At 36.6% G+C, this 12447-nt stretch carries 13 protein-coding genes; 5 read left to right on the top strand and 8 right to left on the bottom strand.

The window, feature by feature from the left end:
- Positions 1-6: 6 nt before the first annotated feature.
- The gene (locus RBH95_RS11880) at positions 7-828 is read left to right on the top strand and encodes a glycosyltransferase family 2 protein (protein ID WP_307899807.1); all 822 of its coding nucleotides are present in this window, start codon (positions 7-9) and stop codon (positions 826-828) included.
- Here RBH95_RS11880 and RBH95_RS11875 read toward each other — a convergent pair.
- From RBH95_RS11875 to RBH95_RS11860, 4 genes are read right to left on the bottom strand one after another with little or no spacing between them, the layout of a single operon-like run.
- Positions 825-1913: a CDP-glycerol glycerophosphotransferase family protein gene (locus RBH95_RS11875; protein ID WP_307899806.1), complete on the bottom strand. Its 1089-nt coding sequence runs from the start codon at positions 1911-1913 to the stop codon at positions 825-827. The two genes, RBH95_RS11880 and RBH95_RS11875, sit on opposite strands and share 4 nt — an antisense overlap.
- 7 nt (positions 1914-1920) lie before the next feature.
- Positions 1921-2865, bottom strand: a complete 945-nt coding sequence (locus RBH95_RS11870) for a stealth family protein (protein ID WP_307899805.1) — start codon at positions 2863-2865, stop codon at positions 1921-1923.
- Positions 2866-2895: 30 nt separating this feature from the next.
- Positions 2896-3762, bottom strand: a complete 867-nt coding sequence (locus tag RBH95_RS11865) for an ATP-grasp fold amidoligase family protein (RefSeq protein WP_307899804.1) — start codon at positions 3760-3762, stop codon at positions 2896-2898.
- 57 nt (positions 3763-3819) lie between these two features.
- Complete coding sequence (locus RBH95_RS11860; protein WP_307899803.1) at positions 3820-4635, bottom strand: 2,3,4,5-tetrahydropyridine-2,6-dicarboxylate N-succinyltransferase; 816 nt, start codon at positions 4633-4635, stop codon at positions 3820-3822.
- Between the two features lie 136 nt (positions 4636-4771).
- On the opposite strand from RBH95_RS11860, the gene ruvX reads away from it, so the two are divergent.
- The 4 genes from ruvX (at position 4772) to mazG (ending at position 7260) form a co-directional block, all read left to right on the top strand.
- A complete protein-coding gene (ruvX, locus tag RBH95_RS11855) occupies positions 4772-5188 on the top strand; it encodes a Holliday junction resolvase RuvX (RefSeq protein ID WP_307899802.1) in 417 nt (138 codons plus the stop codon).
- Positions 5189-5294: 106 nt separating this feature from the next.
- Positions 5295-5885, top strand: coding sequence for a peptide deformylase (def, locus tag RBH95_RS11850; RefSeq protein WP_307899801.1), 591 nt, complete (start codon positions 5295-5297; stop codon positions 5883-5885).
- A 65-nt stretch (positions 5886-5950) separates the two neighbouring features.
- Positions 5951-6391, top strand: a complete 441-nt coding sequence (locus RBH95_RS11845) for a DUF5606 domain-containing protein (protein ID WP_307899800.1) — start codon at positions 5951-5953, stop codon at positions 6389-6391.
- 95 nt (positions 6392-6486) lie between these two features.
- A complete protein-coding gene (mazG, locus tag RBH95_RS11840; RefSeq protein ID WP_307899799.1) occupies positions 6487-7260 on the top strand; it encodes a nucleoside triphosphate pyrophosphohydrolase in 774 nt (257 codons plus the stop codon).
- Between the two features lie 200 nt (positions 7261-7460).
- Here mazG and RBH95_RS11835 read toward each other — a convergent pair whose 3' ends face one another.
- From RBH95_RS11835 to RBH95_RS11820, 4 genes are all read right to left on the bottom strand, one after another.
- Positions 7461-9455, bottom strand: coding sequence for a DUF349 domain-containing protein (locus RBH95_RS11835; protein WP_307899798.1), 1995 nt, complete (start codon positions 9453-9455; stop codon positions 7461-7463).
- A 92-nt stretch (positions 9456-9547) separates the two neighbouring features.
- A complete protein-coding gene (locus tag RBH95_RS11830; protein ID WP_307899797.1) occupies positions 9548-10285 on the bottom strand; it encodes a shikimate dehydrogenase in 738 nt (245 codons plus the stop codon).
- Positions 10278-11297, bottom strand: a complete 1020-nt coding sequence (locus tag RBH95_RS11825) for a DUF368 domain-containing protein (protein WP_307899796.1) — start codon at positions 11295-11297, stop codon at positions 10278-10280. Before RBH95_RS11825 ends, RBH95_RS11830 begins: the two co-directional genes overlap by 8 nt.
- Before the next feature lies 1 nt (position 11298).
- Positions 11299-12312, bottom strand: a complete 1014-nt coding sequence (locus tag RBH95_RS11820; RefSeq protein ID WP_307899795.1) for a DUF368 domain-containing protein — start codon at positions 12310-12312, stop codon at positions 11299-11301.
- Between the last annotated feature and the right edge of the window lie 135 nt (positions 12313-12447).

The raw sequence follows: 12447 nt of genomic DNA, 5'->3' as shown, positions 1-12447 counted from the left end.
GCAGCAATGAAAACACCAAAGGCCACTGTAATCATTAGTACATACAATCAACCGGAATGGTTGCAGAAAGTATTGTGGGGATATGAAGAACAAACCGAAACTAATTTTGAAATCCTTATCGCAGATGATGGATCTACCGATGACACCAAACATCTAATTGATGGATTTAAATCGAATTCATCGCTTTGTATTACGCATGTTTGGCAGGAAGATAAAGGGTTTCAAAAGACCAAAATTTTGAATAGAGCTGTTCTGTTGGCAAACTCCGAATATTTAATTTTTACGGATGGTGATTGTATTCCAAGAAAGGATTTTGTTGAAACCCATTTAAGACTTCAGGAGACCAATTGTGTGATTTCAGGAGGCTATTTTAAACTGCCAGAAGAAATATCTAAGGATATTGCCAGAACAGATGTGAAAAGTCAAAATTGTTTTAAAGCGAATTGGTTATTGGAACGAGGGCTCAAAAAGACCTTTAAGCTAAATAAGTTGACCTCCTTTGGGTTAAAATCATGGTTTTTAAATACGTTTACTCCTACAAAGGCTACATTTGATGGGATGAATGTATCTGCTTGGAAACAAGCTATATTGGATGTGAATGGGTTTGATGAACGAATGGGGTATGGAGGAGAAGACCGCGAAATTGGAGAACGATTGATGAATAAAGGTTTGACGTTCATTCAAGCTAGGTATAGTGTCATTTGTATTCACCTTTATCACGAGCGTCCGTATAAAAATGAAGAGGCTTTAAATAAGAACAAGGCAATTAGGAAACAGTCTAAAAACAAGAAAATTACCTATACACCGCATGGTATAGAAAAAGGTTAGTTTTTTGGCAACGTATAGGGCTTATTATAACTTTTGAAAGTAAAATAGTTGAGCTGTTTTCTAAGTTTATATTTTCTTATGAGGTTGAGAGGCTTATTTTTTAAATAGTGTTTGTCTCTTTGTAAAAATTCAATAGTAGCATCAACAACACGCTTACTGGATTGACCATCAAAATAGGGATGTAATTGATTAATGAATTTTGATATGTTTTCAATTAGACTAGGTGGGTATGTAAGGGCATTTTGAAAACCTGAATCAATCGAATTAGCATCCTTTATGTTGATGAGGTAATCATGGTCAAAGGTATGGTTGAAGGTAACAACAGGTTTGCCTTGAAGTAGAAATTCTTGAATGGCAGAGGTAGTATCTGCAAACAAAATATCCGACTTTTTGAAAATAGGAATTAAATCTGTAGTGTTATAATAAACAAAATTTTCTCCTACTAATTTTTGCCATTTAAGCTTAATGTCTTGTGGTAATTTTGGATGTAGAACCATATAGAATTGATAATTACCTGTTTCAGAAAGCTCTTGGATTTTTAAATAAACATCATTTCTGTGGGCCAAACTCAAGCGTTCAGTAAAGGTAGACGCAATCATAATAGTTGGTTTGTCACCACTTGATCTTTCTCTTTTTTCAATTGGAAATAAGGGGTCCACTTTGCTCCAGCCTGTTTCGATAACTTCGAAATGTGGGTGCTTTTTTTGTTTCTCCAAAAAACCTTTTGTGCTAGTGGGGCCTTGCGTGCAATAAAGGTCAAAGAATCCACGAATCCTAAAATGGGCAAATTTGTTGTTTCCTTCCGGTCTTTTTTGAGCAAAAAAACCATGAAAAATTTGAACCTTCAGTCCTGTAATGAAATCGGGGACATTATCTGTTGCCGCAAGAACAATATCCGGTTTGTAATTTACAACCTCTTCTATTGTTAATAAATGGTTCTCCTTATCTAGCAAAGCGTTTTTACCGTCAGTCAAATCACTAAACCATTTTACGGTATGTCCTTGACTTATAATTTCCTGCTCTAACGGGTTGCCAATAGGTAAGGCATAACTGTATGATATATAAATTAAAAAATTATAGGTCATTTGGTATTTAGCTTACGCGGTTTTTTAGCCAAGTTAAGATGTATTCTTGAATTTTTGGAGGGCAAAGGTCTAAACTTTGAAGGCCCAAAAACAATTTGTTTTTACTCTTGGAATTCAATTTGTATTTATACCAAAGTAGGGACTTTTTATACGATCTAAAGTACAAAAGTTGCAAGTCGTTTTGCAAGACACATGTTTTGTTTTTTATTTCAATGTGGTTTGCTAATCCTTGTGGTGTAAATTGATTGTGATTCCTGAATTTATACTTTATATTTTCTACAAAAACCTCATTGTTATTCTCGAAATATTCACGCAATGTAGATTTTCTTAGAGGGTGCGGGGTGTGTTTAAAGTTAAAATACTTTTTGAAACCAATAAGTTTAGCGGCCTTTTGTTGAGCACTTTTGTGGCCGTATTTTAATTTTTTAAATTTTTTGTAAGCTATATCTTCATCAAATTTCAACCATTTTCCTCTTAAAACTGGGAACCCGTTTTGGAAAAAATCTGATGGTTTGGTTTCGTTGATTAAAAAGAAATCATCGTTTAAATAAATAAAGTGTTCGGCTAAATCCGGAATTCTATGTAAACAGGTTTCAATGGGTCTACAATTGAAGGTTGGTAAGAATTCTTCATATTCAGAAAAAACCTCAGTGTGGTCTACAATATTTACTTTGCTGTATTGGCGTTTTGCTTCTTCGTCCTTTAAAAAGGATGGGGTTTGCTCATCTGTAACAATATGGATCTTTCTAATAAAAGGAGCATATTTTAACAAAGAGTCTACCGTGAACTTAATTTCATTGACCTGGTCAAATCTTGTCCTGAATTTTTTAGATTGAACAATGGCTTTATTTTCAAGAAAAGGTAACATCTTTTCTTGATGTTTTTTGTCATTTCCATCAACCCATAAAATAACAGCATCAATAGGATTTTGTTGCGAACCGTTTGTTGTCATTGATTATGTCTTAGGAGAAAGCCGACTAGGTCAAGCTATCTCTGTCACTATTTGTCCTTTTTCTACTTGAGGAAGTTTTATGTATTCTCCAATGATTGTATTGTACTCATCAGGAATAAAGTCTTTTCTTCCATCAGAAGGATAAAAGGTCATTTCTCCAAAAATGGCCTTGCCTTCGATAGAGTAGAAGTCAACCCTTACAAAAGGAAACTTATCCGAAAGAATTTCGGATAAGTTAATCATTTCTTCAAAATTTGCAGGCTTTTTAACCTCGGTCGAGATACTTTTATCCAACGATACATACCGGTATGGTAAACGGTTGAAATCTAGGTCGTAAAAGCCTCTTTTGTGGTTTTGAGCCCTGTCCAAATGCACTTCCAGAAATTTTGCGCTTCCTCCAAAACAATAGAATTTATAGTCTATCAGCGAATTTTCGTCCTCATTTTTAAGGAACTTTTCTGCAATCAATCTAGGTTGTACATCTTTATAAGCCCATTCTTGACCCGTGCGGTAGTACTGATTGATACTGAGCCATTTTTTGAATAACCTTTTGGTTTTCGGTATATTGATTTTGCTTTTGTCGTCAACAATTAAATTGTAACTGCTGGCGTGGGTAGCTTTTATTACAAACTGTTCTGGCAATTTATCAAATTGAACCTCGTCTGGACTATCATAAACGGCATAAAGTTCATTTAAGTATTCAGAGCCAATTTTATTCTCTACGTATTCCCTAACGGCATACTTGTCAACAAGTTGATTTAATATTTTAGGGTGGTAAAAAACTTTAAGCCATTGAATTTTTTCATTGAATTCTTTTGGATTATCAAGGTTTAGTTTTTTCCCCGTATAATATTCATAAAGAAAATGCGCATACACTTTTGGAGGTAAATACCTCATTTTCCGTAATAATCGCAAGCAAAATCTTCGCATTTTTTAGATATAAAATAATTGATACTAGACAGCTACATCATATTCGCGTAACGCATTGTTTAGAGAGGTCTTTTTATCAGTACTCTCCTTACGCTTTCCAATAATCAATGCACATGGGACTTGGTACTCTCCAGCTGCAAATTTTTTGGTGTAACTTCCTGGAATTACTACAGATCTTGCAGGAACGATTCCCTTCATTTCTACAGGCTCGTCTCCAGTTACGTCAATGATTTTTGTAGAAGCCGTCAAGCACACATTTGCACCCAATACCGCTTCTTTTTCAACGCGTACGCCTTCTACAACGATACAACGAGAGCCGATAAAGGCATTGTCTTCAATAATTACAGGCGCGGCTTGAAGAGGTTCCAATACGCCTCCAATTCCAACACCTCCAGATAAGTGTACATTTTTACCAATTTGGGCACAGCTTCCAACAGTGGCCCAAGTATCTACCATAGTTCCTTCGTCTACGTAGGCACCAATATTTACATAACTAGGCATTAAAATAGTGCCGCCAGAAATGTAGGCTCCGTGACGCGCTACCGCATGAGGAACCACTCTAATTCCTTTTTCTGCATAACCTTTCTTTAATGGAATTTTATCATGGTACTCAAAAATGCCTACTTCCAAAGTTTCCATTTTTTGGATAGGGAAATAGAGTACTACAGCCTTCTTTACCCATTCGTTTACCTGCCACCCGTCGGTAGTAGGTTCGGCAACTCTCAACTCTCCAGAGTCAAGTAAAGTGATCACTTTTCTAATACTGTCGATGGTAGATTGCTCTGATAACAAAGCTCTATCTTCCCAAGCGTTTTCAATAATCTGTTGTAATTCGTTCATTGTTGTCATTTCAAAATTCATGCAAAGATAAGTCGATAATTTTTACTTAAAAAGGAGATGTTCAAATAATGGGAATTTGGGACAAAATTGGGAAAGACTTTAGAAAATATGGATTTTAAAATGGTATTTTTGTGCCATGAACGGAAGACTTTTAGCGATAGATTTTGGAACCAAAAGAACGGGTATAGCCATAACGGATGAGTTACAAATTATAGCATCAGGGCTTACTACGGTTGCTACAAAAGATTTGTTGCCTTTTTTGGAGGATTATCTATCCAAGGAAAAGGTTGTGTGTTTTGTGGTAGGGGAGCCTAAACGTTTAAACGACGAGCCTTCTCAAAGTGAGGCCGCCATCCAGCCGTTTTTAAAAAAGCTTGAAAAGCGGTTTCCAAATGTGCCCATTGAGCGTGTAGATGAGCGCTTTACTTCCAAAATGGCTTTTCAAACTATGATTGATAGCGGTCTTAAAAAGAAACAGCGTCAAAATAAGGCCTTAATAGATGAGATAAGTGCCACCATAATTCTTCAAAGTTACCTTTCGTCCCAACATTAAGAGGATTCATTGATTATTTGTGGGATTTATGTCTTAATTAAATTAAGCACGAAAATTTCAAAAACGCTGTAATAGTTGTATTTTTGCATCCGAAAATAACAAACCTATGATTTTACCAATTGTTGCCTACGGTGACGCCGTCTTGAGAAAAATGGGTGAAGATATCACTCAGGATTATCCACAATTAGACTCCCTTATTGCGAACATGTACGAAACTATGTACGCTGCATATGGTGTTGGTTTGGCAGCGCCGCAAATTGGCTTGCCTATTCGCCTGTTTGTAGTGGATACCGAACCTTTTGCTGAAGATGAATCGTTTACCGCAGAAGAACAGGAGCAATTGAAAAATTTCAAGCGCACCTTTATCAATGCCGAGATTTTGGAAGAGGAAGGTGAGGAATGGGCCTTTAATGAAGGCTGTTTAAGCATTCCGGATGTGCGTGAAGACGTCTTTAGAAAGCCAAAAATAAAGATTCAATATCAGGATGAGAATTTTGAGACAAAGGTTGAGGAATTTGATGGCCTGATGGCTAGGGTTATTCAGCACGAATACGATCACATTGATGGGGTATTGTTCACGGATAAATTATCATCATTAAAAAAACGATTGATTAAAGGTAAGCTTGCCAATATTTCCAAAGGTAAAATAAGGGTGGATTACAAAATGCGTTTCCCACTTTTAAAAAAGAAACGCTAAGAGTTAGTAGAGCTTAGGCAAAAAATTATATTTGCCAACAAAAAATTAAAACGTCAATACAATTTATGGGATTAGATAAAATTCTTTCTATTTCAGGAAAGCCAGGATTATACAAAATAGTGACTCAAACAAGAAATGGTATTATTGCAGAGTCCCTTATCGATAAAAAACGTATTTCTGTAAACGTACACAATAATATTAGTGTATTGAGTGAGATTGCGGTGTATACTTTGTCTGAAGAATTACCATTATTCAAAGTGTTTGAAAAAATAATGGAAAAAGAAGACAAGCAAGCTACTTCCGTTAGCCACAAAGATGGTAAGGAAGCTTTGGAAGAGTACTTTTTTGGAATTCTTCCAGATTATGATGAAGACCGCGTTTACGCTAGTGATATCAAGAAAATTATTCAATGGTACAACCTGTTGCAAGGTAATGATATGTTAGCGGCCATCGAAGAGACTTCTAAAGCTGTAGCAGAAGCTGAAGCAGCTTCCGAAGAAGAATAAAACTATCCAATAGAGTGTTTGCCTAAAGACGCACTTTGTCTTTGGGTAAACACAAATAGTTGTACTTTTGGTCATTGAAAACCTAAGCCTTTGTTATGACAGATAAAACAGTACAACTTAAAGCCTTTGAACGTTTACTGATAATCATGGATGAACTTCGCGAGCAGTGTCCTTGGGATCGTAAACAAACCATGGAATCCCTAAGGCACCTTACCATCGAAGAAGTTTACGAATTGGGAGACGCTATCCTTGACAATGATTTGGATGAAATCAAAAAGGAGTTAGGGGATGTTCTCTTGCACATTGTGTTCTATGCAAAAATAGGAAGCGAAACACAAACTTTTGACATTGCCGATGTTTGCAATAGCATTTGTGATAAGTTAATTGATCGTCATCCGCATATTTATGGAGACGTAGAAGTGGAGAATGAAGAGGATGTAAAGCGCAATTGGGAGAAGTTAAAGCTTAAGGAAGGCAAGAAAAGTGTTTTGGAAGGGGTGCCTAGAAGTTTACCTGCCATGGTGAAGGCCAGTCGAATTCAGGATAAGGTGGCCGGTGTAGGATTTGATTGGGAAGAACCACATCAAGTTTGGGAAAAGGTGGAAGAAGAACTGCACGAACTTCATGAAGAAGTACAGAATGGGGATATGGAAGCGATAGAAAATGAGCTTGGAGATGTTTTCTTTTCTATGATCAATTATGCACGATTTTTGAAAATCAATCCCGAAAATGCTCTGGAGCGTACCAATAAAAAGTTTATTTCCAGATTTAAGTATTTAGAGTCCAAAGCAAAGGAGTTGAATAAATCCCTAGAAGATATGACCCTAAAGGAAATGGATGTGTATTGGGAAGAAGCGAAAAAACAATGATTTTTAAATTTTTTTCACATTTGATAATCCAAATATAAGAGTTGCTACGTATATGTAATATAGAACTATGATTATAGTTTTATAATCATAAGTAGGTTAGCCTTAATTTAAAATAAGCGGATTTATTTTAAGGTATTAAATTTAGTTTAGTTAGGGGTCAATATCCTATCTGTGGGCAACCACAGATAGGATTTGATTATTTAATACATCTCCTTAAGCTTTTTAAGCTTTTCTTCCCAAGTACTTAAGGTAACTTTATGGTTTTCTATATTGTTCAGAACATCTCTTACCATTGGATTTTCTTCATCAATATTGGAGAAGAATTGTAGATTGTTTTCCAACTGGTTGATTTCCCCTTTAACTTCATCAATTTTTTTACGGATAAAGTTGTGCTCGTTATCCAAAAGACTGGTGTCGTTGGGTTGGGAGAGCGCCTCAAGTTTATTTTCAAACTTGATCATTTCAATTTCGCTTTGATCCATATCTAACTTTCCAAATAACTCATCCAAGGCTTTGTTGAATTTGCCTTCTATAAAGCGTTTGTTATGTGGTACGTGGCCTATGGCTTGCCATTCGGCTATTTTTTCCTTGATAGTTTCTATGTCGGTTTCTACCGTTCCACTTAAAGTTAGTTTTCCAAGGCTTTCTAAAAGTTCGTTCTTTTTGTCAAAAGCTTCAAACTGTTCTTTGTTGGCCGCGTTCTTTTCTGCATGTAAACGGTCGAAATAAGCATTGCAAGCGGCTTTAAAACGTTTCCATATTTTATCGCTATCCTTTCTAGGAACGTGACCAATCTTTTTCCAATCACTTTGAATTTTCTTCATTAAAGGCGTGATCGTTTCAAAGTCGTCACTGTCTTTATTGTCTTCGGCCACTTGAATAAGGTCCAGTTTTTTCTGAAGATTATCGTACTGTTCCTTTTTAAGGTTTTTATAGAAAGCGTTTTTGTTTTTGTTGAAGGCTCTAACAGCTCCTTTAAATTTGGCCCAAGTAGCTTCATTTACCTTAATTGGTACTTTCCCTGCATTGAAGAAATCTTGCCTAAGGGCTTCAACTTCTTTAATTTTTTTCTGCCATGCTTGATGGGTTTTAGCAATGTCTTGACCAATGGCTTCTATTTTAGCGATAATCTCTTCCTTGCGTTCCAAATTGGCTTCATAGGCCTTATCCAAGTCTGCATAATAAGCTTGACGCTTATCATGGATGATTTTTGTAGCATTGCTGAAACGTTCCCAAATTTCTTCACGGTATTCTTTGGCAACAGGCCCCAAATCTTCCTTCCACATTTTATGCAGCACCTGTAACTCCCTAAAACTTCTGTTCACGTTGTCATCTTTGGCAAGTTCTTCGGCACGCTCAATAATTTTGAGTTTCTGATCCAAATTATGCTTGAAGTCCATGTCTCGCAAATCTCGGTTTAAATGAAGGAAATCATAAAAGATTTCTACGTGGTGATGGTAAGTGTTCCAAGCGTTATTGTATTTGTCCCTAGGTATTGGGCCCGCATTACGCCACTCTTCTTGGAGTTCCTTAAAATGCTTATAAGTAGTGTTGATGTTTTCTTCAACATTAATCAAGCCTTTAATTTCTTCAATGATACGCAAGCGGTTATCCAGATTGTCCTTAAGGTTATTCTCTAGATTTTTATAATAAGCATGTAAATTGCTTTTGTATTCCTTGTAAAGAGAATTGAAATCTTTCTTTTCTTGCGTAATAAAATAGAAGTCTATTTCGTTACCGCCATCATTGATAAAGTCTTCTTTTTTCTCTTCTAAAAGTTCTCCAAATTTATCGTTGAATTCCGATTTAATCTCATTTACTTGAGATTTAATCGTCTGTATTTTATGGTGCTTGAGTAAATAATCAAATTCCTTAACAAGTTGTCCCATGGTCATGGCATGGTAATCCTTGCTTTCTACGGTATGTCTTTGGCTATTATCTTCATCTTCCGCATCCTCTGCATTGGACTCGTCAATTTCCTCTACATGGGCATCTGCTTTTTCAGGTGCTGCGTTCTCGTCTGTTGCGTCGGTGGTTGAGGCAGTAGAATTTTCAGAAGTAGATTCTACTTCTGTGGCTGGCTGCTCATTTTCTGGAGTTTGTGAAGTGTTGTCGGTTATGCTTTGATCTTGGATCTCTGCAGGGTTTTGTTCGTTGTTTCCGTCTGCGTTTTGCAGGTTATCTTTCTCTGACATTCTTACAATGTTTTAGTTCGAAAATACTTAGAAAGCTAATATACTAACAAGCGCTTACATAACAAAAGGAGCGGCAGTGATTTTAAACGATTTTAAGGTGTATTCCAGATCTCCCAAGCCTTTTCTGCTTGAAGCTCCAACATTTTGCTCCCGTTTACGGTGATAGCATTCTTAATATCTCCACAAGTCAGGAATTTTGTTTGTTCAGGATTGTAAATTAAGTCGTATACCAAGTGGTCTGGAGTCAACCCGTCATAAGGGATATCTGGACATTGGTTTACATTGGGGTGGGTGCCCAGAGGCGTACAATTAATTATAACGGTGTGTTCTTTGATAATGTCCTCGGTTAAATCCTTATAAATAAACTTAACATTTTCTCGAGGTGTTCGGGACACAAATTCAAAAGAGATCCCTAAATTCTTTAAGGCATAGGCCACGGCTTTAGAAGCGCCTCCAGTGCCCAATATGAGGGCTGTTTTATGCTGGGCTTTCAAAAATGGTTGCAATGAGGCCTGAAATCCGTAATAATCGGTGTTGTATCCTTTAAGTGTACCGTCCTTTTGAACTTTAACGGTGTTTACGGCTCCAATTTCCTTGGCCGTATCGTCAAGCGTATTTAAAAGTGGAATGATTTGTTCCTTATAGGGAATGGTGACATTAAAACCAATAAGCTCTGGATTATTCTGTAAAACGGAATTGAATTCTGAAATACGCTCCAAATCAAAATTTTCGTAAACATAGGGGAGGCTTTCAGTTTCGAACTTTTTACTGAAATATCCTTTAGAAAATGAATAAGAAATGTTTCTGCCTAATAATCCTAGTTTATGCATGGGCTTTTCGTGTTTTTTGTCCGTATTTATCTAATCCCAAAACTATAAGAATTCCAATTAAAACAAATAGTAGGGCTAAATAAGTAGTTGAATTTAGCTCAGGGATATAGCGTTCGTAATTTGCAATTATCTTTTGACCAGCCGAATCCAAAAGGTATTCACCGCTGTCATTTTGTTTGAATATGGTTCGTTTCCATGGCCATACAACACCAAGAGATCCAGTAATAAAGCCTATGATGCTAGCTGTTGTAATATTCTTGTAATGTTTAATGATAAAGTTCAATGCATGCGAAAAAGTAACCAGCCCCGTTACCGAGCCAAGGGTGAACACTACCAATATTTTTAGCATTTTGATTCGGTGGGGATCATTTATAAAATGAAAGTTGCCACGAATAACATCGGTTATGGTATCGTACAGTGCATTGACAGAATCTACCAACAGCAGTACATAATTACCCAATAAGATCAATATAAAGGAACCTGAAAACCCGGGAAGTGTCATGCCGGAAACACTGATTACCCCACAAAAAAACACAAAGAACAAATTGTCGTTTTCTGTGGCTGGATCTAAAAAGCTGATGCTTAGTCCTAGAGCAATTCCAATAATGAGGGCTAGAATGGTATTGGTTTTCCAATGGTGAAAGTCCTTTTGGATATAGTAAATGGATCCTATTATCATTCCAAAAAAAAGACTCCAAACGTAGAGTTCGTAATGAACAATGAAGTAGTCTAGGAGTTTGGAAACGCTAAAGTAGCTGACAACCATACCCAAGAATAAGAGTCCCAAAAAGCGACCGTTTATGTAGTTGTAGAAACTTTTATAACGTCCGTTGATTAAAAGTTTAAAGGCCTTCCCGTTTATTTTTTGTAGAGAGTAAATGAACTCCTCATAAAATCCCGCTACAAAAGCAACAACACCACCAGAAACCCCAGGCACTTTGTTGGCAGCACCCATAGCAAGTCCTTTAACGACAAGAAAAATGCGGTCTGAAAGTGTCCTGGTACTTTGCATGCTATACGTTTTTGGAGCCTATTTTTTCCAATATGAAGATAGTGAAAAAACCAAGAATCATTAAGCCTATAGCTGCCCCAAGTTGATTATTCACCAATTGATTATTTAACTCGGAATAGTTAAAGGGCAGGATGCTGTGTTCTGAAATCAATTTGTAGGTATCAAAATTTTCGATTTGTTTTTGGTACACCGAAAGTGTTGCCAAATTGGATATTTCAGAAAATGGAAGGACTGTTCCGCTGGATTTTTCCATTACCATATCGGTAACTTTCCAAGGCCATATTTTATTGAGGGAACCAAAAATAAATCCTGTTAAGAGTGCGAGGGTAGTGTTGTGGTAGTTTTTAAAGAGCCATTTCAAAACCCTGCTAAAACTTAACAGACCAACAACAGCGCCCAAAGCAAAAATTGCAATTCGTTTAAAGTCAAAATCATGAAATGCATCACTCAACGTTTTGTAAGCGCCCAGAATCACCAAAATAAAAGACCCTGAAATGCCAGGTAGAATCATAGCGCAAATGGCTAAAGCTCCGGCAAAAAACAAAAAGAGAGGATTTTCATTACTTCCCAACGAAGGGAGAGTGGTAATGTAAAACGCTAGTGCACTTCCTATAATTAAAGAAATAATGGTACCCAAGGACCAGGATTTAATTTGTTTGCCCACAAAATAGATACTAGCTACTATCAGGCCAAAGAAGAAAGACCAAATTAGAATGGGGTGGTTTTCAATCAAGTATTTGGCCAATCTCATAAAGGAGACAAAACTGATAAGGATTCCGGTTAAAAGCGCTAGAAGGAAATTTCCATTTAGTTGTTTCCAAAAGGCAGAAAACCCTTCGCTTCTTAATGTTGTAAGTAAGGAAAGGTTTATGTTGCTTATGCTATCGATAAGCTCTTCGTAAATTCCGGATATGAAGGCGATGGTTCCCCCCGATACACCCGGAACGGCATCGGCTGCTCCCATAGCAGTTCCTTTAAGGGCTATAATAATGTAGTCTAGTAAACGTCTTTGCATAGTACGGTTTCAATAAAGAAGCGTAAAGGTAACAAACATCTTGGAGTATCGAGGGGCAAAATTATAATGTAACCTTAAAAATTATTTGTGAAGTAAGTAATGTTTTTCATGAAATTAAAAAGCCAAGAATTGCAA

Origin of the sequence: Mangrovimonas sp. YM274 (assembly GCF_030908385.1) — a bacterium.
Taxonomy (GTDB): Bacteria; Bacteroidota; Bacteroidia; order Flavobacteriales; family Flavobacteriaceae; genus Mangrovimonas_A.
The sequence above is the reverse complement of the archived record's forward strand: the minus strand, read 5'-3'. Positions and strand labels throughout refer to the sequence as shown.

Coding starts and splice junctions, on each gene's coding strand:
- RBH95_RS11865 (WP_307899804.1), bottom strand. CDS start 3,762: ATGAGGTATTTACCTCCAAAAGTGTATGCGCATTTTCTTTATGAATAT.
- ruvX (WP_307899802.1), top strand. CDS start 4,772: ATGAACGGAAGACTTTTAGCGATAGATTTTGGAACCAAAAGAACGGGT.
- RBH95_RS11845 (WP_307899800.1), top strand. CDS start 5,951: ATGGGATTAGATAAAATTCTTTCTATTTCAGGAAAGCCAGGATTATAC.
- RBH95_RS11875 (WP_307899806.1), bottom strand. CDS start 1,913: ATGACCTATAATTTTTTAATTTATATATCATACAGTTATGCCTTACCT.
- RBH95_RS11830 (WP_307899797.1), bottom strand. CDS start 10,285: ATGCATAAACTAGGATTATTAGGCAGAAACATTTCTTATTCATTTTCT.
- RBH95_RS11880 (WP_307899807.1), top strand. CDS start 7: ATGAAAACACCAAAGGCCACTGTAATCATTAGTACATACAATCAACCG.
- RBH95_RS11870 (WP_307899805.1), bottom strand. CDS start 2,865: ATGACAACAAACGGTTCGCAACAAAATCCTATTGATGCTGTTATTTTA.
- mazG (WP_307899799.1), top strand. CDS start 6,487: ATGACAGATAAAACAGTACAACTTAAAGCCTTTGAACGTTTACTGATA.
- RBH95_RS11835 (WP_307899798.1), bottom strand. CDS start 9,455: ATGTCAGAGAAAGATAACCTGCAAAACGCAGACGGAAACAACGAACAA.
- RBH95_RS11820 (WP_307899795.1), bottom strand. CDS start 12,312: ATGCAAAGACGTTTACTAGACTACATTATTATAGCCCTTAAAGGAACT.
- RBH95_RS11860 (WP_307899803.1), bottom strand. CDS start 4,635: ATGAACGAATTACAACAGATTATTGAAAACGCTTGGGAAGATAGAGCT.
- RBH95_RS11825 (WP_307899796.1), bottom strand. CDS start 11,297: ATGCAAAGTACCAGGACACTTTCAGACCGCATTTTTCTTGTCGTTAAA.
- def (WP_307899801.1), top strand. CDS start 5,295: ATGATTTTACCAATTGTTGCCTACGGTGACGCCGTCTTGAGAAAAATG.